Genomic DNA, 19,427 nt, shown 5'->3' on the forward strand with positions numbered 1-19,427 from the left:
TCGGAAGACGCCAATTGGGGGAAAAAGCTCCGCTCAGGCGGCGGCGAGCTTCTCGTTCGGATAACCCGCCTCGCGGATCGCGGCCTCGATCGCCGCCTCGTCGGCCGAGCTCTCAATCGCGGCCGTGCCGGCATCGAGGTCGACATCGACCTTGGCTTCGGGATCGACGCCCTTCACGGCCTTCTCGACGTTTGCCACGCAATGCTTGCACGACATCTCTTCAACCTTGAGCTTCAGCATCGAAATCTCCTTTTCAGACATGACATTGGCCGGGATGGCCTGGGTTTGGGACACAGATTGCGCCGGCGCCGACGGTGTTTCCGGCTCGGCACGCGTCGGGGCCTTGGCGACGGGCGCCTTGCGTTTTCCGCTCACCTCGAGCGGCGGCGAAAATCGGCGCAAACGCAGCGCATTGGTGACGACGAAAACGCTTGAGAGCGCCATCGCTCCGGCCGCAAAAACCGGCGACAGAAGAACGCCGGTCGCAGGATAAAGTGCGCCGGCGGCGACCGGGATCAGCACGACATTGTAGGCAAAGGCCCAGAACAGGTTCTGGCGGATATTGGCGAGCGTCGCCTTGGAGAGTGCAATCGCGTTGGCAACGCCGCCGAGATCGCCCGACATCAAGACAACATCGGCACTTTCGATCGCCACATCCGTGCCGGTGCCGATCGCCAGACCGACATCGGCTTCCGCCAGCGCCGGCGCGTCGTTGATGCCGTCGCCGACGAAAGCAACCTTGCGGCCACCGGACCGCAAGGCTTTGATTGCGTCGATCTTGCCCTGTGGCAGCACTTCGGCGACCACTTCGTCGATGCCAAGACGCTTGGCAACCGCATCCGCCGTGCGGCGATTGTCGCCGGTGATCATCGCCACCTTCAGCCCGAGATTGTGCAAGGCCTTGATGGCGTCCGGCGTCGACGCCTTAACGGGATCGGCAACCGCAAGCATCGCGGCAAGTTCGCCGTCGATTGCGGCATAGAGCGGCGACTTGCCTTCCGCGCCGAGCCTCGCGGCGTCCTCGGCAACGCGCTCAAGCGCGATCTTGCGCTCGATCATCAAACGGTCGGCCCCGACCATCACCTCATGGCCCGCAACCCGCGCCGTGATGCCGAAGCCCGGGATCGCCTCGAAAGCGTCGTGTTTTGCAAGCGTCAGCCCCCGGCGCTCGGCGGCCGCCACGATCGCCGCTGCGATCGGGTGCTCGGAGCCCGCCTCGACGGCCGCCACCAGGGCCAGAACCTCGGCCTCGTCGAACCCTTCAGAGACGCTGAGATCGGTGAGCTCGGGCTGGCCTTCCGTCAAAGTGCCGGTCTTGTCGAGCGCGATCACGCCTGCCTCGCGCAGCGTCTGCAGCGCTTCACCACGCCGAAACAGCACGCCGAACTCGGCCGCCCGGCCCGTGCCGACCATGATCGAGGTCGGCGTTGCGAGCCCCATGGCGCAGGGGCAGGCGATGATGAGGACGGCGACCGCATTGACGAGCGCGAAGCCCAGCGCCGGCTCCGGACCGAAGACGAGCCAGATGAGGAGAGTCAGGAGGGCCGCACTCATCACGGCCGGGACGAACCATTGCGTGACCTTGTCGACCATCGCCTGGATTGGCAGCTTGCCGCCCTGCGCCGCCTCGACCATGCGGATGATGTTGGCGAGCATCGTATCGCTGCCGACCTTCTCGGCGCGATAGGTGAAGCTGCCGGTCTTGTTGATGGTGCCGCCGACGACTTCGGCGCCTTCGGCCTTTTCCACCGGGATCGGCTCGCCGGTGATCATCGATTCGTCGACATAGGACATGCCGCTCAGCACAGCTCCGTCGACGGCGATCTTGTCACCGGGCCGCACCTGCAGGACATCGCCGACGGCGACATCTTCAAGCGGCACTTCGAGGAAACGCCCGTCTCGCTCGACCCGGGCGGTTTTCGGCTGCAGCCCGATCAGCCGCTTGATCGCCTCACCCGTGCGGCCCTTGGCGCGCGCTTCGAGCAGGCGGCCAACGAGGATCAGCGTCACGATCCCGGCCGCCGCCTCGAAATAGACATTCGCGGTTCCGGCCGGCAGCACCTGCGGCAGGAAAGTGGCAACGGTCGAATAACCCCAGGCGGCGCTGGCGCCTACGACGACCAAAGAATTCATGTCAGGTGCGGCATGAAGGAGCGCCGGCAAGCCCTTGCGGAAGAATCGCAATCCAGGACCGAAGAGCACGAGCGTCGTCAGGACGAACTGCACGAGATGATTGGTGCCCGAACCGATCGTCTGCTGCACGAAATCATGGATCGCCGGCGAGACATGCGAGCCCATCTCGACCAGGAAGACCGGCAGCGTCAGGACCGCAGCGACGGTGAGATCGCGCTTCAGGGCAGCATATTCGCGCGCCTTGGCCTCGGCCCGGCGGTCGGCCCCGGCAGCGTCATTCTCGATCAGGCGCGGTGTATAACCGGCCTCGCGGATCGCCGCCGCAACCGTCCCGCGATCGAGGCCGCCCCGGCTTGAAATCGAAGCGCGTTCGGTAGCCAGATTGACGGACACCGCGTCGACGCCCGGCACAACCGCTATTGCGCGTTCGACCCGCCCCACGCAGGAGGCGCAGGTCATACCCTCGATGGCGATCTCGAAATCCTCGCGCGGCACGTCGTAGCCGGCGCTCTCGATCGCGGCGACCACGGCGCCATCCTCGGGCGCGCCGGAGAAAACGACCTCGGCCGTCTCCGTCGCCAGATTGACATTGGCTTTGTCGACGGAGGGCAGCGCCGCGATCGCCTGCTCGACCCGGCGCACGCACGAGGCGCAGGTCATGCCCTCGACACGGTATCGGCGTGAAGACGAGCCTTCGCTGAAGCTCGCTGCAGGTGCAATCTCGTTCATGAGACCAATCCTCGTGGCTGATCGCACCCTAAATGGGGCTTCCAGCCACTGGAAGGTCAAGTCAGTCGATCGTTACGCCCCGGCGGCGGCCTCGTCGTTCAGATGACAGGCAGAAAGATGGTCGCCGGCAACCGGCTTGAGCTTCGGCACCTCGACCCGGCAGCGCGCATGGGCGAACGGGCATCGAGGATGAAAGTGACACCCCTTTGGCGGAAATAACGGGCTCGGAATCTCGCCCTTAATCGCCTCGAAGCGGCGCTTGCGCGGCTCGATGCGCGGAATTTCGGCGAGCAGCGCCTGCGTATAAGGGTGGTTCGGGCGGGCAAAGATCTCCTCCACCGGCGCCTCTTCCACGATCCGACCGAGATACATGATGACGACGCGGTCAGAGATATGCTCGACCACGCCGAGATCGTGGCTGATGAACATATAGGTGAGATCGAGCTCTTCTCGCAGTTTTACGAAGAGATTGATGATCTGGGCTTGAATGGAGACGTCGAGTGCGGCGACGCTTTCATCGCAAACCAGAAATTCCGGTTTTACGGCGAGCGCCCGCGCGATGTTCACGCGCTGACGCTGGCCGCCGGAGAATTCGTGCGGCAGGCGTTTCTTCATCGCCGGATCAAAGCCGGCCATGCGCAGATGCTCATCGACGTAATCGGAGACGCTTCCCTCGATGAGGCCGTGCGCACGAGGGGCCTCGGCGACGATGCTCTCGACACGCATACGCGGATTGAGAGCCGCCATCGGATTCTGGAAAATCATCTGCGCGGCAAGATCGGCCGCCTTGCGCGCGCGGCCCTTCAGCTTGTGATGCGGCTCGCCCTTCCAGCGGATTTCGCCATCGGTCGGGGGAAGAATGCCCGCCACGATGCGGCCGAGCGTCGACTTCCCGCAGCCGCTCTCGCCGACCACCCCAAGAACCTCGCCACGCGCGACCGAAAGATTGATGCCGTCGAGCGCATAGACGACGGCCGGCGGTTCCGCCGCGCCTGCGCTGATGGCAATGCGGGCGGCAAGATCGGGCGTCGCACCGAAGCGGCGAGTCACATCGCGTGCCTGGACCAGCGGCATCTTTGGGGCCTTCTCCATGACCTCGTTCGTCTCGCTCACGATACGGCCTCCCCGGTGATCGCGTCCAAGGCACGCGCGCCCAAGGGATGTACGCAACGATAGCTCCTCTCCCCTTCCCAGATCTCGGGCGGTAGCTTCGTGCAAAGCCCGTCGGCGCCTCCGCAACGGGTGTGGAAGCTGCATCCGGAAGGAAGATTGGCCGGGCTCGGCGTCATGCCGGGGATCTGCTTCAAAAGCGCGCCGCGGGTGTTCTGGCTCGGCACGGAATCCATAAGCCCGCGCGTATAATGATGGCGCGGATCGGTCAGGACCTGTGCGACCGGGCCGGTCTCCACGAGACGGCCCGCATACATGACGGCAATGTCGTCGGCGAGCCGCGAGACGATGGCAAGATCGTGGGTGATCCAGATCACGGCCGTATCCCTTTCCTCGGCCAGGCGCTGGAACTCGGAAATGATCTGGGCCTGGATGGTCACGTCGAGCGCTGTCGTGGGTTCGTCCGCGATGATCAGCTCGGGGCTGTGCAGAAGCGCAATCGCGATGGCGACGCGCTGGCGCATGCCGCCGGAAAACTCATGCGGGTAGGCGGAGAGCCGCTCTTCCGGGCTTGGAATGCCGACCATGCCGAGCGCATCGCGTGCTCGCGCCCGCGCTTCGGCGCGATCCATCTTCTCATGCGCAAGGAGCGTTTCGGTCATCTGCGTCTCGATGCGCAGGACCGGATTGAGCGTCATCATCGGATCCTGGAAGACCATCGCGATGTGGCGCCCGCGCAAACGCCGCATCTCCTCCGCATTGAGATCGGCGAGGTTCTCACCGTTGAAGAAGATGTCACCTGCAGCGACACGGCCGGGTGCATCGACAAGGCCCATGATCGAAAAGCCGGTGACGGATTTTCCCGACCCGCTCTCGCCGACAAGTCCGAGCACCCTTCCCTTCTCGAGGGAAAAGGAGACGTCGTTGACGGCCTTCACGGGCGCTGCGCCGTGGCGCGGGAATTCGGTGACGAGGTTCTTCACTTCAAGCAGAGCGGCCATCTCACACGTTCCTCGGATTGAGGACATCGCGCAGCCTGTCGCCGACGAGGTTGATGGCGACGATCGTCACGAGAAGGGCAATGCCCGGGTAGAAGCTGATCCAGTAGAGGCCGGAGAGCAGGTACTGATAGCCGTTGGAGATGAGCATGCCGAGCGAGGGCTCCGTCACGGATGCGCCGAGACCGAGAAAGGACAAGGTCGCCTCCAGACTGATGGCGCGGGCGACCTGCATCGTGGAGATGACGATCACGGGCGCGAGGCAGTTCGGCAGAAGATGGCGGAAGAGGATGCGCCATCCTGGTAGCCGCAGGCAGCGTGCGGCCTCGATATATTCTTTTTCTCGCTCAACGAGCGCCGTCGCACGCACGGTGCGTGCATAGACCGCCCATTCGGCGATGATCAGGGCCAGGATGACGTTCACCAGGCCTTTGCCGAGCACGGCAAGCATCATCAATGCCATCAGGATCGTGGGAAACGACAGCTGCAGATCGACGATCCGCATCATGAAGCTCTCGACCCGTCCCCCGATATAGGCGGCAGAAAGGCCCGCCGAGGTGCCGATGATCGCGGCGGCGAAGGCCGAGAGCACGCCCACCATCAGCGAGGCCCGCAGGCCGTAGAGAATGCCTGAGAGGATATCGCGGCCCTGCGCATCGGTGCCGAGAACGTAGGGCACCCCGGAGAAGGATTCCGAGCCGGGCGACAACCTGCTGTCGAGGATGTCGAGCTGCGAGAGATCGTAAGGGTTCTGCGGGGCGATATACGGCGCCAGGATCGCCACGATGATGATCACGCAAAGCGTGAGCAGCCCCAGCACGGCGCCGGGAGAGCGAAAAAACTCCCGGAGCTGATTGCGACCGCGTTCCGAGGTCAGCGTCTGAGTCTCCGACACCGCATTTTCAATGTGATCTACAAGCTGAGGGTCCATGGCGTCACCGTTTGGCATCGAGCCGGACGCGGGGATCCAGCAGCGTGTAACAAAGATCGACGATGAAATTCAGACCGACGAAAATCAGGACCATCATCATCAGGTAAGCGACGATCACGGGCCGATCGAGAAGGTTGATGCTGTCGATGATGAGCTTGCCCATGCCCGGCCAGGCGAAGATACTCTCCGTCACCACGGAGAAGGCAATGAGCGAGCCGAATTCGAGCCCGACGATCGTCACGACCGGAATCATCAGGTTTTTGAGCACGTGCACGGAAATGATCCGGCGCTCGCTCAGCCCCTTGGCTCGGGCAAACTTGATGTAATCCTGCGGCAGCACCTCCTGCACGCCGGCACGGGTCAGGCGCAGAACGAGCGAAGTCTTGAAAAGCGCGAGGTTGAGGGCCGGCAGGAAGAGATGCCGCAACCCGTCCTCCGTCAGGAACGACCAGCGCATGCCGAGGATTTCCACGGTCTCGCCGCGCCCGTTCGACGGCAGCCATCCGAGTTGCACGGAAAACAGCAGGATGAACATGAGGCCGACCCAGAATGTCGGCAACGAGAAGCCGAGGATCGAGCCCGACATGATGATCCGCGAGGCGACGCTGCGCGGCCGCAGCCCGGCGTAAAGGCCGAGCGGCAGACCGACGACGAGCGCGATCACCAGCGCCGACAGAGCGAGTTCGAGCGTCGCTGGAAAACGCTCCAAGATCACCTGAAGAGCGGAGCGACCATAGACGAAGCTGTTGCCGAAATCGCCGCGCAACAGCCCCGCCAGGAAGTCGATGTACTGGCGCCAGAGAGGCTGATCGAGGCCATATTCCGCGATCACGCGCGCGCGCTCGGCCTGGTTCGCATCCGGGTTGATCAGGATGTCGACCGGATTGCCGATGACGTTGACGGCGAGAAAGACGATCACCGTCATCGCCACGATGACGAACAATGCCTGGATGAACCGCCGAATAATGGAAGTGACCATTCAGCCTCTCCGCCTGCCTAGGTGATCGAGATGGCCATACCATCCCGCTGCGGGTCTGCGGCCCCCTTCGACACGCCGTCGTCGATCCGGATACCGTGCAGAGCCGCAAAGGCATAAGTCTGCGGCGAACGCTCGACCTCGTAGCCGTCCGCACGCAGATCCGACTCCACCGAACGACGAATGCGGTTGCAGATGTCGATCGTGTTCGACACGCCGACGATGCGCGGTGCCGTCACCGCCTCCTGAATCGACATGTCGAAATCGATCATGTTCATGATGCCCTGGGCAATCGTCGGGGCGATATAGCTGCCACCGGGCGCGCCGATGACGATAAACGGCTTGCCGTCGCGAAACACGATCGTCGGCGCAGCCGAACTCGCCCGACGCTTGCGTGGCGCGATCGAGCCCGGACGTCCCGGGCGCGGATCGAAGCGGCTCATCGTGCCGTTGTACATGAAGCCGAGGCCGTCGGTGATGGCACCGGACGGGCTGCCGAGCGTGTGGGTCATGGCGACCGCATTTCCCTCACGATCGATCACCGAAATATGGGTCGTGTCGCGCTGCGAGAGGTCGAGGCGTTCAACGTTTGCACGCTCGCCCCGGCGGATGCTCTCGGCATGGGCCCGGATATTCTCGTCGGAGAGAAGTCGCTCGACCGGCACCTCGACATAGGCCGGATCACCCATATGGGCGTCCTTGTCGATCGTCATGCGCTTCATCGCCTCGAAGAGAAGGCGCACATGTTCAGTACTCGCATGCTGCAGGGTCCCGACGTCGAAATGCTCCATGATGTGCAGGATTTCCAGCATCGGGAACCCGGATGCCGGAGGCGCACTCGTGGAAATCTTGTGGCCGCGGTAATGCCCCCAGACCGGCTCAGATCTGGTCACCTCGTATTTCGCGAGGTCTTCCAGACCAATGAGGCCGCCGCCCACCTTGAAGTCGGCGGCAATCTCTTCGGCGATTTCGCCGTGATAGTAGATATCGGAGCCGCCGCTTTGTGCGATCCGCTCCAGAGTGTTCGCAAGGTCGGGATTGCGCAGGATCTCGCCCACGGCACGCAGGCTTCCGTCCTCGTGGAAATAGACGCTCCGGCCGGTCTTGGAGAAACGCAGCTTGTCGATCGTGTTCGCTTGCCCGTCTCCCGACTGATCCTTCGACCAGTACCAGTGCATGTGCGGGCGGATCATGAAACCGGTGCGCGCGACTTCGGCGGCAGGCGTGATCAGATCGGCCCAATCGAACGTGCCGTAATCGCGAAGAGCCGTCTCATAGCCTTTGAGAGAGCCCGGCGTGCAGCAGGCGAGATAGCCGATCTCGGAGATGTTGCCTTCGAGAATGAAGCCGAAACCGTCGCGGCTTTGGCCGAGCAGCTTGTCGAGCCACATGTCCGGCGTGGCCGCGGCCGGCGCGAGCGCGTAAAATTCCAGCGTCTCGTGCACGCCTCGCCCCGGCATATAAATCTGCATCGAGCCGAAACCGCCGACACCTGCCATCTGCGGATCGACGACACCCTGCATGAACGCGCAGGCGAGCGCCGCATCGACGGCGTTGCCGCCGCGCTCCAGCACATTCGCGCCCGCCTCCACAGCCTCCGGCTGCGGGGCGACGATTGTTGCGTTGTTCATCGGCTACGCCTCTCTGCCAGCGTGCGTGTCAGGAAGGCTTTGACATGGCCAAGCACCTTCATGCGGTCGTGTGAAATGCCGGGGACTTCGTCGAAGGTGACGTTCACGCCGACAGCCTCGAATGAGCGCGCGAGCGACCGCAGGCGTTCCGGACGCGTCTCGCCGGCATCGTTCGCCCCTTCCATCCAGTAGGCCGAGCCGGGCTTGTGGGTGATTTCCCAGGTTTCGAGATCGAGCTTGCCGACGACCATCTGCACCGGCAGCTTCGCGAGCTCTTCGAGATTGAAAGGCTTGCCGAACTTTTCCGCGAGATCGCGAGTGCCGACCCACCAGTCACGCTCCGGATCGATCAGCGTGACCGAACCCGGCGCGCCGACGCATGCGGCCCACAGGCGCTCGGGATGAACGAGCGCGAAGCGGTGGGTGAAATGTCCACCGCCAGAATAACCGAACATCGCGAAACGCGACCAGTCCTGGGCGTATTTCGCCGCCATCTCCTCGACCATGGAGATGAGCAGGAGATCGTAGCGAATATCGCCCTCGATCAGATATTTGTAGCCTGAGCGCGCACCGTCTCCGCGCACGTTCATCGGGAAGATCGGGCACAGGACGGCGCAGTCGTTGTAGAGACCGAACTCGGCGAAGCCGTCGCGAAATTCCATTGCGGAGGTGCGGCCGGTTCCATGCACGGCGACCAGGAGGTCGACCGGGCGGCCGTCGGCCGCCGCCGGCGGCACGTATAAGAGCATGTGAAAACGGGGGTCGGCCGTGGAGGCAAAGATTGCCGTGTGGCCGTAGTCGTAGATGGCGCGCGCGCGGGCAGCGGCAGCGCTGGTGCCGAGTTCCTGCATTCCTATGTCCTGAAAGGGGAGAATTGGCGGGCGTGGCGCAGAGGCGCCCCGCCCGGTGATTTAAAGCCGAGCCTTGGGGCTCACTTGGCCGACTTCACCTCGTAGGCGAGCAGATATTTGTCGCCGCGCGGCTTGTAGTCGACGTCCTTGCTGGCGCCGAGCACGACGTTTTCGTAGTGCAGCGGCAGCAGATAATGGTGGTTGAAGGTGAGCTCGGAGACCTTCTGGAGGATCGGCTCACGCTTGTCCTCGTCGAGCGTCGAGGTCGCCTCATCCAGGAGCTTGTTGATCTCCGGATCATTGATGCCACCGCCGTTGTAGCGGCCGGTGCCCTTCGCCTCGTCGCGACCCGCCACGATGGCGATCGCCGGGTTCGACACTTCACCGGTGTTGACGCCCCAGGAGCCGAGGAAGACGGAATATTCGCCGTTGGAGTATTTGTCGGCGTACATCGACCACGGCATCACCTCGACCTTCGTGTCGATGCCGATGCGTGCGAACATCTGGCCGACAGCCTGAAGCACGTCGCTGTCGTTGACGTACCGCCCCTGCGGACCGTGCAGGGTCAGGCGGAACCCGTCGGGATAACCCGCCTCCTCCAGAAGCTTCTTGGCGCCTTCTGGATCGTAGGAGACTTCGTCGACATCGTCTGAATGGCCGAAATAACCCTCGGCGACGAATTGGTGTGCGACGGTGCCGTTGTCCTGCATGACGCGCTGGACGATCGCCGGCCGGTTGATCGACATCAGAAGCGCCTTGCGGACACGCTCGTCCTTGAGCGGGTTCTTGTCGAGCTTGGAGCCGTCCTTTGCCGTGATGAAAGGCGTCTGATCGCGGGCGACATCCACGCCGAGATAGACGATGCGGGTCGACTGGCCACGGATGACCTTGAGATTGTCGGAGCTCTTCACCCGCGCGACGCCTTCCGCGGGAAGCGTCTCGATGAGGTCGGCATCACCGGAGAGCAGGCTTGCGAGCCGGGCGCCGTTGTCCGGCAGCATGCGCAAAGTCACCTTGCTCCATTCGGAGGCACCGCCAAAATAATCGTCGTTCCGCTCCATGACGATCCGGTCACCCGGCGTGTAGGAAACGAATTTGAACGGGCCGGTGCCGACGGCCGCGGTGCCGTTGTCGAACGCGGCGACATCGTCGTCGGCATGTTCGGAGCTGATGATGCGAATACGGCTCAGCGAATTGAGGATCATCGGATCCGGGACGCTCGTCTCCACCACCACCGTGTGGGGATCTTCGGCCGTCACATCCGTGATGTTGCGCGTATAGGAGGCGAAAGCCTGGCTCGGCTTGTCACGCGCCCGCAACACCGAGGCGATCACATCCTCGGCGTCGAAATCGGTGCCGTCGTGAAATTTCACCCCTTCACGCAGATGGAACCGCCAATGGGTGTTGTCGATGATCTCCCAGGACGTCGCCAGCTGCGGTTCGTTCTCGGCAGCGCCGCCGCGATAGATCAGGCTGTCGAAGATATGCCTGCTCATCGCGTTGTGCGGCGAGTTCGATTCCTCATGCGGATCGACGGTCGCAAACGTCGACGCCATGCCGACCGTCAGCTCCTTGTCCTGGGCCGATGCCGTTCCGGCAGCGACCGCGTATATGGCCAAGGCAGCAGCACCCCGGCCGATCCATCCCATTGTCGAGATACCCAAGAATAAATCCCCTCTTGTTCGACAAGGCCGGACCCACACCAGGCGGCGATGCCCATGCCTTGACCACGCTTGAACGCTGACCAGGAACGCATGCGCAAAGGAGAGCTGTCAATAAGAATGAAACTGTGTTTCATTGTGTGAGACACGCGAGTGCCGCAACCGGAATTTGAGGCATGTTGTCGCAAGCTTCTTGAGCGGAGGGGGATCAAGCCATGGCGGAAAATGAAAAAAACTATGTTGTTCAGTCAGTTGACGATGCGATCAACATTCTCATGACCGTCGCGGAGCATCCCGAAGCCGGGGTGTCTGAGATCGCCCGCGCAGCCGGAGTGACGAAGGCCAAAACCTTCCGATTGTTGCGAACACTGGAACGGCGAGAACTGGTCTCGCAGGAGCCGGACGGGCGGTGGCGGCTCGGAAACGCCATTTTGGTCCTCGGCACCTCCGCCTCCTCGCAGATCGATCTCGTCAAACTCGCCAATCCGATTCTGGAAGATCTGGGGCTCAAGACGAACGAGACGGTGCAGCTACGCCTGCGCGACAAAAGCGAGGCTCTGTGCATCGCCAAATACGAGCCTTCGCGCGATCTTCGCGTGCATGCGGTCGTGGGCCGCCGCCGCCCGCTCTATGCTGGATCGAGCAAGGCGATCATGGCCTATCTCCCAGAAGACGAACGCGAATCGGTTCTGCCGCAGGAACTCAAAGCCTTCACCGGCAACACGATCACTGACCGTTCTCGCCTGTTTGCGGAGCTCGACCGGATCCGTCAGATGCGAATCTGCATCAGCCGCGGCGAAGTGAGCGACCAGCTCGTGGCCGTGTCGGCTCCCGTGTTTTCCGCCGATGGATCCGTCTTTGCCTCAATCAATATCGCAGCACCGGCCTTCCGAACCGACGACACGGATATCGAACGCTTCATCCGGCTGGTCTCCGAGGCGGCAGGGCGGATTTCCGAAGGGCTCGGCTGGAAGGGCAACGCCTCGCTCAGCGGACGAATAGCGTTGTGACGTCGGACACCTCGCAGCCCCGCTACGCTGCAATAGATAGAAACGAGCGCCAATGTGAGCGAGGGAGCGCTGGAGTGATGTGGGACGAAAGATATGGTCAGCCCGGCTATCTCTTCGGCACTGAGCCGAACGCCTTTCTTGCCGCCCATGCGGATCTGCTAAGCCCGGGGATGCGGGTTCTTTCGGTCGCCGATGGCGAAGGGCGCAACGGCGTCTGGTTGGCTGAGCAGGGACTTGAAGTCACGGCGATCGACGCGTCAGCGGTGGCGATCGAAAAATCGAAACGCCTCGCAGCCGAACGCGGTGTCTCGCTCACCCACGTGCATGCGGATATCGCCGCATGGGAATGGCCCTCTTCCGCCTATGACGGCGTGGTGGCGATCTTCATCCAGTTTGCCAATCCGACGCTGCGTGCGCAACTGTTCAAGGCGATGAAGCGAGCTCTCCTGCCCGGCGGCATTCTGCTCTTGCAGGGTTACCGGCCCGAGCAGATCGACTACGGCACGGGCGGACCGCCCAACCCCGAACACCTCTATACGCGCTCGCTGATCGAGGCCGCTTTCGCCGATTTCGAGATCATCCGCCTTGCAGAGCACGACAGCGAAATCCACGAGGGCAAGGGACATTCAGGCCTCTCGGCCCTGATCGACCTCGTGGTCCGCAAACCCGCCTGAGTTCGCGCTCAAACGAAGCTCAAGGGTTCATCGCAGCCGCGCCCGTCAACGGCGCGGACCTGTTTTCTGCGAGAGCCGCCGGTTTTGACGCCAAGGTCGAACCACGCACGATACAGCGACCGGACAGGACCACCTTGCGAGGCGCCAGCCCCGGATTTTGCAAACGGTCGAAGAGAAGCGACATGGCATTGCGACCGATGTCGTGCACCGGCTGCTCGATCACCGTCAGCCCCGGCCCGACCACTTCCGTCCAGTCCTCGTTGTCGAAGCCGGCAACGGCGAGATCGCTCGGGATGGCACGCCCCAGCCGCTGCGCTGCCTTGACCACACCCATGAGCAGCAGGCCATTGCTGGCGATGATCGCCTCCGGCGCATCCGGCCCCGCCAGCCATTCGCTCATCGCCTTCTCGCCCGCGTCGACGGTCGGCGGGAGGAGGCGCGGATCCGGGGTGAGGCCCCTCGCCTTCATGCTGGCGCAATAGCCGTCGCGGCGCTCCAAGCCCGTCGCGCTCGTCTGGCCGAAAACACCGCCGATGCGCCGATAGCCCTCTTCGAAAAGATGCTCCACGAGCGTGTTCGCAGCCTCGCGGTTGTCGAGAACGACGGAATCGTAAAGGCCACCCGCGCCAGCCCGGTCGATGAGGACGGCGGGAAACTGCAACGGGTTCTTTTGCAACTGATCGAGCATGGCGAGCGTCGGCGCGAGAATGAGGCCCGTCACACGCTCCTCCTGCATCAGACGCAGATACATGCGCTCGCGCTCGACGTTCTCATCGGTATTGCACAAAAGCACGCGCATGCCGGCCCGGTAGGCGGCATCCTCGACGCCGCGCCCCACGGCCGTGAAGAACGGGTTGCGGATATCGGAGACGATGAGACCGATGGTCTGCGCGTGCTGCGTGCGCAGACGCCTGGCCGAAAGATTGGGGCGGTAGCCGAGCGCCTTGATCGCAGCGTGAACGCGCTCTTTGGTGTCCGCGCGCACGGGCCCCTCGCTGAGGACCCGCGACACCGTGGCGACCGACACCCCCGCCTTCTCGGCGACGTCCTTGATGCTGATGGACATTTTCAGAAATCGTTTTCAGACATTACACCTAAACGATGCCACGTTGCGCATGAACAGGCAACCATTGTGCGCTGCAAAACATGGATTTCCGGCATGGTTACGATTGACATCCGGAATGTAATCGTTTTCAGTAAATCAACTGGTACGGAGGAAATGGACCAATGACAATCGCCCAGCCCGACATCCTGCCACCGTCCAATCTGGTTCGCCTCGGCGCCGCGCCCGCCGACAAAGAGGCCGCCATCCGGGAAGCCGCGCAGCTGTTGATCGCCGCCGGATGCATCGATCCCCAATATGCCGACAGCATGATGCGGCGCGAGGACGTGGCCGAAACCTATCTCGGACACGGCGTCGCCATCCCCCACGGCAAGGTCGAAGATCGGGGCATGGTCCGCCGCAACGGCCTCTCCATCCTGCAAGTGCCTGAGGGCGTCGAATGGAATGCGGGCCAGACGGTGCATCTCGTCGTCGCCATCGCCGCAGAATCGGACGCGCATATCGATACGCTGAGGCGTCTCACGAACCTTCTGCAGGACGAAGAGCACCTCAAGAAGCTGTTCACGACGAACGACACCTCCGACATCATCAACGCTTTGAGTGAGGCCAACGCCGAGCCCGAGGCAGATGGAGCGCCCGCGGAAGATCTCGACGAACGCTTCGAGTGGACCGTCGATTACCCTTCGGGCCTTCACGCCCGCCCGGCCTCGGCATGGGTTGCAGCCGCGCGCAAGGCGAGCGGCTCCGTCCAGGTGCGCAAGGGCACCGCCGTGGCCGATGCCAAGTCGCTCGTGTCGCTCCTGCGGCTCGGCCTGCGCCAGGGCGACACGATCGTCATTTCCGCCGACGGCCCCGATGCGAGCTCCGCAATCGACCGGATGCAGGCAACCGTCACCTCGCTCAGCGCTCAGGAAAAAGCGGATGCCCAGGCGGCAAAAGGACCGGAGCCGACCGCCAAGGGCTGGACGCCGCCGGAGGAGATGCCGGTCATCGCAGGCATCGGCGCAAGCCCCGGCCTTTCCATCGGGCCGATCCACATCTACGCGCCCGCCGAAATCGCCATTGCGGATACGCCGACGCCCCTCAACGAAGGCGGCAACAAGCTGCACGAGGCTTTGACGGTGACGCAGACGCAGCTGCGCGTCCTCGCCGACGACACGCTGCGCCGTCTCGGGGAAGCGGAAGCAAACATCTTCCGCGCTCAGGCCGAACTCCTCCACGACACCGATCTCATCACCCTCGCCTGTCAGCTGATGGTCGAAGGACACGGTCTCGCCTGGTCCTGGAACGAGGCGATCGAACGCACGGCCCGCGATCTTGAATCCAACGACAACGAGGTGCTGGCCGCACGTGCCGCCGATCTGCGCGACGTCGGACGCCGCGTCCTGGCGCGGATCGACCCCTCGCTCGAGAACAGAGATGGCGATCCCCTGCCGGCTGAGCCTTGCATCCTCGTCGCCGGCGACCTCTCGCCCTCCGATACGGCAGGCCTCGATGTGGAGCGGGTGCTCGGGCTCGCCACCGTTCAGGGCGGACCGACGTCGCACACCGCCATTCTGGCGCGCACGCTCGGCCTGCCGGCGATGGTCGGCGGCAGCGAGGCCCTGCTCGACCTCGAAAACGGCACGGAAGTCATTCTCGATGGCCAGGCCGGCCGCCTCTATCCGAAGCCGTCCGCCTCGGCCATCGCTTCGGCGCGCGACTGGCTCGCCGCGCAGGAAGAGCAGCACAAGCGCGAGATCGCCGAGCGCAGCCTGCCGGCGCGCACCACCGACGGACATCAGGTGGAGATCGCCGCAAACATCAACCGACCCGACCAGATCGAGCTCGCACTCTCGCAAGGCGGCGAAGGCGTCGGCCTGATGCGCACGGAGTTCCTGTTCCTGGAGCGCAGCTCCGCACCGACGGAAGATGAGCAGTACGAGACCTACCGCGCCATGCTCGATGGCCTCGAAGACCGTCCGCTCATCGTGCGGGCGCTCGATATCGGCGGCGACAAGCAGGTGCCGCACCTCAACCTGCCGCGCGAGGCCAATCCTTTCCTCGGCGTGCGCGGTTCGCGGCTTCTCCTGCGCCGCCTCGACCTTCTCGCCACGCAGCTGCGTGCGCTTTATCGCGCCGCCCGCGACGGCGAGAGCAGCGGTCTTTCGATCATGTTCCCGATGATTACCTCCGTTGGCGAAATGCAGCGGCTCAGGGCCGTTGCCGACAGCATCCGCGACGAGCTCGATGCGCCAAAGGTGCCGCTCGGCGCCATGGTGGAGGTGCCGGCCGCGGCGATCGGAGCGGACATCCTCGCCCGCTATGTCGACTTCTTCTCCATCGGCACCAACGACCTCACGCAATACGGCCTCGCCATCGACCGGCAGCATCCGGAACTCGCCGCGGAGGCGGATGCCCTGCATCCTTGCGTCCTGCGCCTGATCCGCATGACCGTCGAGGGGGCCGCAAAGCACGGCCGCTGGGTGGGCGTGTGCGGCGGCATCGCCGGCGAGCCTTTCGCGGCCTCCCTTTTGACCGGCCTCGGGGTGAACGAATTGTCGATGACGCCCCGCGACATCCCCGCCGTCAAAGCAGCCCTGCGCGAGACGTCGCTGAGCGCGCTCAAAGCCCTCGCCGACAAAGCTCTTGCCTGCGAGACGGCAGCCGAGGTGCATGCCTTGGATCGGGAGGAATTGTGAAACCCTCACCCCTCCCCGTCGTCACCGTCACCCTGAACCCGGCGATCGACCAGACGGTCGTCGTGGACGGGATGACACTCGGCGAAGTCCACCGCGCCTCGTCCGTGCAGAGCAATGCCGGCGGCAAGGGCGTCAATGTCGCGAGCTGCCTCGCCGACTGGTCGGTGCCCGTGATCGCGACGGGCATCCTGGGCGGCGGCAATCCCGGTCCCTTCGAGGCGCTTTTCAGCGCCAAGACCATTCGCGATCTCTTCGTGCGCGTTCCTGGAGAAACGCGCACGAACATCAAGATCGCAGATCCCACGCGCAACGAGACAACCGACATCAACCTCCCCGGGCCGGTAGCCGACGACGCAGCTCTCGAACGGGTGAAAGCCGTTCTCAACGAGACGGTGTCGCCGGACAGTCTCGTCGTGCTTGCCGGCAGTCTGCCGGCCGGGCTTCCCGACGAGACGCTCGCCCGCCTCTCGGCGGCGCTGCGAGGAAGAGGTGCGCGGGTCGTTCTCGATACCAGCGGCGCGCCCCTCAAGGCCGCACTCTCGGCACCAGCCGAAAATCTCCCTTTCTGCGTCAAACCCAATCAGCACGAACTTGAGGAATGGGCGGGTAAGCCCTTGCCGCGCCGCGAGGATCTTCTCGCAGCCGCCGCTGCTCTTCAGGCGAGCGGTATCGCCGTGGTGGTGGTTTCACTCGGCGCCGAGGGGGCCCTGTTCGTTACCAAAGACCAGGTTCTCAAAGGCCGCAGCGAACCCGTCGAGACCTTGAGCACCGTCGGGGCCGGAGACGCCATGGTGGCGGGCCTCGTCGCCGCTTTTCGAGATGATGCGCCGCTTGAAGACGTGGCGCGTCTTTCCATCGCCTTTGCCGCCGCGAAGCTGGGCCGCATCGGGCCGCATCTGCCCGATGCAGAGGAAGTCCAGCGTCTTGCCCGGGCGGTCGTCGTGACGGAGCTCCCGGCTGGCCGGGACCTCAAGCAACAAGCATAGGAGGACCCATGACACACGTTCTTGCCGTCATATCGGCAGGCGACCTCACGACCCAGGCCGCGTTGGCGGCCGAGGCCCTGCGCAAGGCGGCCGACAATCTGGGCCATCGCATCGACATCGAGGTGCGCTCCGACCTCGGCATCCGCAATTCGATTTCGAGCAAGGCTGCGAGTGACGCCGCCGCCCTTCTCCTGGTCGGCCCCGGCGAGCACGAGGAAAGCCGTTTCGGGACGCTGAAGCAAAGCACGGCGACCATCGAGGCGGTGCTGGAGGATGCTGACGGCGTCCTCGCCCAGGCCGTTCAGGCGGCCGGTTCCACCACCGATTCCCCACAAGCCGCCTCGTCCGGCGGACAAAAGCACATCGTCGCCATCACCTCCTGCCCGACCGGCATCGCCCATACCTTTATGGCGGCCGAGGGCGTGCAGAAAGGCGCCGAGGCTCTGGGTTATTCGGCACGCGTGGAAACGCAAGGCTCTGTCGGATCCCAGAACAAGCTGACCGACGAGGAAATCGCAAAGGCCGATCTCGTCATCATCGCCGCCGACACGCAGGTGGATTTGAGCCGCTTCGCCGGCAAGCCCGTCTTTCTGTCCGGCACCAAACCCGCCATCAACAACGGCAAGGCGTTGGTTGAGCGGGCTTTCAAGGAAGCAGAGATCCAGGGCGGCAGCCAGGGCCTCGCCGACCGTGTTGCCGCCGGCAAGGCGGAACGCGCCGCTTCCCGTACGGGCCCTTACAAGCACCTGATGACCGGCGTGTCGTACATGCTGCCCTTCGTCGTTGCGGGCGGCCTGCTGATCGCGGTCGCCTTCGCAATCGGCGGTATCTACGCTTACGAAAACGAAGGCACGCTTGCCTACAATCTCTTCCAGATCGGCGCCAAGGGCGGCTTCGCGCTGATGGTCCCGGCCCTTGCCGGCTATATCGCCTACTCGATCGCCGACCGGCCCGGCATCACGCCCGGCATGATCGGCGGCCTTCTTGCCGCCAATGTCGGCGCCGGCTTCCTGGGCGGCATCGTGGCCGGCTTCATCGCCGGCTACGGCACCGATTTCATGAATCGGCACATCAAGCTGCACAAGAATCTTGAAGGCCTGAAGCCGGTTCTCATTCTGCCGCTCCTCGGCACGCTCCTGACCGGCCTGTTGATGATGTATGTGATCGGCACGCCCGTCGCCGAAATCATGACCTTCCTGACGAACTGGCTGAAGTCGATGCAGGGTTCGAGTGCCATCATGCTCGGCCTCATCATCGGAGCGATGATGGGCTTCGATCTCGGCGGCCCCGTCAACAAGGCGGCCTACACCTTCTCCACCGGGCTGCTCGCCAGCCAGGTCTATACGCCTATGGCGGCCGCGATGGCCGCGGGCATGGTGCCGCCGCTCGCCGTGGCGCTTGCGACGAAGCTCTTCGCCGACCGCTTCACCGCGGACGAGCGGGAAGCCGGCAATGCCGCGGCCGTGCTGGGCATCGCCTTCATTACGGAAGGCGCCATCCCGTTCGCGGCGCGCGACCCGCTGCGGGTGATCCCCGCCATGATGGTGGGCGCGGCCACGACAGGCGCCATCTCGATGGCGATCGGTGCCGAGCTCAAGGTCCCGCATGGCGGCATCTTCGTCCTGCCGATCCCGAACGCTGTCACCCATCTCGGCGGTTATATCGTGGCGCTCCTGGTCGGCACGGTGGTGAGCGCGTTGCTCCTGCGGCTTCTCAAGAAGCCGATAGCGGCTGCCGCGCCGGCTCTCGCGCCCGCTGAATAAGCCTGCGGAGCTTGCCCTCCCCCCCGCAAGAACCCAGGCAGAGGCCGGCGCCAAAAACGCCGGCCTCATCGTATTGAAGGACGCATCATGGCGGGCCCGAACGTGGGTTTCGCGCGGCACCGGAACAACCGCATTGCCTGCGCAAAACGCCGTCATGAAAAACCCGATTTCGCTTGCTAAAGTCGCTTGTAGTGGGTAGTGTAGTTTTACTACATAAGCCGACCGCTCGG

General features: G+C 63.9%; 14 protein-coding genes. 5 read left to right on the forward strand and 9 right to left on the reverse strand.

The genetic code is table 11. From position 1 onward, the window contains the following. Window positions 1–33 precede the first annotated feature (33 nt). The 8 genes from BLP76_RS13265 to BLP76_RS13300 form a co-directional block, all read right to left on the reverse strand. Complete coding sequence (locus BLP76_RS13265) at window positions 34–2,862, reverse strand: heavy metal translocating P-type ATPase (RefSeq protein WP_092814070.1); 2,829 nt, start codon at window positions 2,860–2,862, stop codon at window positions 34–36. A gap of 72 nt (window positions 2,863–2,934) precedes the next feature. Continuing rightward, on the reverse strand, window positions 2,935–3,954 hold the full coding sequence (locus BLP76_RS13270; protein ID WP_092814361.1) for an ABC transporter ATP-binding protein: 1,020 nt from the start codon (window positions 3,952–3,954) through the stop codon (window positions 2,935–2,937). A gap of 17 nt (window positions 3,955–3,971) precedes the next feature. Beyond that, window positions 3,972–4,973, reverse strand: coding sequence for an ABC transporter ATP-binding protein (locus BLP76_RS13275; RefSeq protein ID WP_092814073.1), 1,002 nt, complete (start codon window positions 4,971–4,973; stop codon window positions 3,972–3,974). Window position 4,974: 1 nt separating this feature from the next. After that, window positions 4,975–5,901 (reverse strand): ABC transporter permease, encoded by a 927-nt coding sequence (locus BLP76_RS13280; RefSeq protein ID WP_092814076.1) that lies wholly within the window; start codon window positions 5,899–5,901, stop codon window positions 4,975–4,977. A 4-nt stretch (window positions 5,902–5,905) separates the two neighbouring features. Continuing rightward, window positions 5,906–6,880, reverse strand: coding sequence for an ABC transporter permease (locus BLP76_RS13285; RefSeq protein WP_092814079.1), 975 nt, complete (start codon window positions 6,878–6,880; stop codon window positions 5,906–5,908). A 17-nt stretch (window positions 6,881–6,897) separates the two neighbouring features. Next, complete coding sequence (gene ggt / locus BLP76_RS13290; RefSeq protein ID WP_092814082.1) at window positions 6,898–8,508, reverse strand: gamma-glutamyltransferase; 1,611 nt, start codon at window positions 8,506–8,508, stop codon at window positions 6,898–6,900. Beyond that, window positions 8,505–9,359, reverse strand: a complete 855-nt coding sequence (locus BLP76_RS13295) for an alpha/beta hydrolase family protein (protein WP_092814084.1) — start codon at window positions 9,357–9,359, stop codon at window positions 8,505–8,507. The genes ggt and BLP76_RS13295 overlap by 4 nt, the downstream gene beginning before the upstream one ends. Before the next feature lie 80 nt (window positions 9,360–9,439). Next, complete coding sequence (locus BLP76_RS13300; protein ID WP_092814087.1) at window positions 9,440–11,008, reverse strand: ABC transporter substrate-binding protein; 1,569 nt, start codon at window positions 11,006–11,008, stop codon at window positions 9,440–9,442. Window positions 11,009–11,235: 227 nt separating this feature from the next. Here BLP76_RS13300 and BLP76_RS13305 point away from each other — a divergent pair, with 227 nt between their 5' ends. Together BLP76_RS13305 and BLP76_RS13310 are read left to right on the forward strand one after the other, a co-directional pair. Continuing rightward, the gene (locus tag BLP76_RS13305) at window positions 11,236–12,030 is read left to right on the forward strand and encodes an IclR family transcriptional regulator (protein ID WP_092814090.1); all 795 of its coding nucleotides are present in this window, start codon (window positions 11,236–11,238) and stop codon (window positions 12,028–12,030) included. Window positions 12,031–12,107: 77 nt separating this feature from the next. Then, window positions 12,108–12,704, forward strand: a complete 597-nt coding sequence (locus tag BLP76_RS13310) for an SAM-dependent methyltransferase (protein WP_092814093.1) — start codon at window positions 12,108–12,110, stop codon at window positions 12,702–12,704. Window positions 12,705–12,723: 19 nt separating this feature from the next. Here BLP76_RS13310 and BLP76_RS13315 read toward each other — a convergent pair whose 3' ends face one another. Further along, a complete protein-coding gene (locus tag BLP76_RS13315) occupies window positions 12,724–13,770 on the reverse strand; it encodes a LacI family DNA-binding transcriptional regulator (RefSeq protein ID WP_092814096.1) in 1,047 nt (348 codons plus the stop codon). Between the two features lie 161 nt (window positions 13,771–13,931). Between BLP76_RS13315 and ptsP the strand changes: the two genes are divergently transcribed. The 3 genes from ptsP to BLP76_RS13330 are packed head-to-tail and all read left to right on the forward strand — an operon-like array spanning window position 13,932 to window position 19,197. Further along, a complete protein-coding gene (gene ptsP / locus BLP76_RS13320; protein WP_092814099.1) occupies window positions 13,932–16,448 on the forward strand; it encodes a phosphoenolpyruvate--protein phosphotransferase in 2,517 nt (838 codons plus the stop codon). After that, on the forward strand, window positions 16,445–17,434 hold the full coding sequence (gene pfkB / locus BLP76_RS13325) for a 1-phosphofructokinase (RefSeq protein ID WP_092814102.1): 990 nt from the start codon (window positions 16,445–16,447) through the stop codon (window positions 17,432–17,434). The genes ptsP and pfkB overlap by 4 nt, the downstream gene beginning before the upstream one ends. Window positions 17,435–17,442: 8 nt before the next feature. Then, window positions 17,443–19,197: a PTS fructose transporter subunit IIC gene (locus tag BLP76_RS13330; protein ID WP_092814105.1), complete on the forward strand. Its 1,755-nt coding sequence runs from the start codon at window positions 17,443–17,445 to the stop codon at window positions 19,195–19,197. Window positions 19,198–19,427 lie beyond the last annotated feature (230 nt).

The sequence above is a fragment of the Afifella marina DSM 2698 genome (genome assembly GCF_900102695.1).
Lineage (GTDB): Bacteria > Pseudomonadota > Alphaproteobacteria > Rhizobiales > Afifellaceae > Afifella > Afifella marina.

Excerpts from the sequence above, each read along its gene's own strand:
- BLP76_RS13305 (WP_092814090.1), top strand. The coding sequence starts at position 11,236 with ATGGCGGAAAATGAAAAAAACTATGTTGTTCAGTCAGTTGACGATGCG.
- BLP76_RS13285 (WP_092814079.1), bottom strand. The coding sequence starts at position 6,880 with ATGGTCACTTCCATTATTCGGCGGTTCATCCAGGCATTGTTCGTCATC.
- BLP76_RS13300 (WP_092814087.1), bottom strand. The coding sequence starts at position 11,008 with ATGGGATGGATCGGCCGGGGTGCTGCTGCCTTGGCCATATACGCGGTC.
- BLP76_RS13275 (WP_092814073.1), bottom strand. The coding sequence starts at position 4,973 with ATGGCCGCTCTGCTTGAAGTGAAGAACCTCGTCACCGAATTCCCGCGC.
- BLP76_RS13330 (WP_092814105.1), top strand. The coding sequence starts at position 17,443 with ATGACACACGTTCTTGCCGTCATATCGGCAGGCGACCTCACGACCCAG.
- ptsP (WP_092814099.1), top strand. The coding sequence starts at position 13,932 with ATGACAATCGCCCAGCCCGACATCCTGCCACCGTCCAATCTGGTTCGC.
- ggt (WP_092814082.1), bottom strand. The coding sequence starts at position 8,508 with ATGAACAACGCAACAATCGTCGCCCCGCAGCCGGAGGCTGTGGAGGCG.
- BLP76_RS13310 (WP_092814093.1), top strand. The coding sequence starts at position 12,108 with ATGTGGGACGAAAGATATGGTCAGCCCGGCTATCTCTTCGGCACTGAG.
- BLP76_RS13295 (WP_092814084.1), bottom strand. The coding sequence starts at position 9,359 with ATGCAGGAACTCGGCACCAGCGCTGCCGCTGCCCGCGCGCGCGCCATC.
- BLP76_RS13270 (WP_092814361.1), bottom strand. The coding sequence starts at position 3,954 with ATGGAGAAGGCCCCAAAGATGCCGCTGGTCCAGGCACGCGATGTGACT.
- BLP76_RS13280 (WP_092814076.1), bottom strand. The coding sequence starts at position 5,901 with ATGGACCCTCAGCTTGTAGATCACATTGAAAATGCGGTGTCGGAGACT.
- BLP76_RS13315 (WP_092814096.1), bottom strand. The coding sequence starts at position 13,770 with ATGTCCATCAGCATCAAGGACGTCGCCGAGAAGGCGGGGGTGTCGGTC.
- BLP76_RS13265 (WP_092814070.1), bottom strand. The coding sequence starts at position 2,862 with ATGAACGAGATTGCACCTGCAGCGAGCTTCAGCGAAGGCTCGTCTTCA.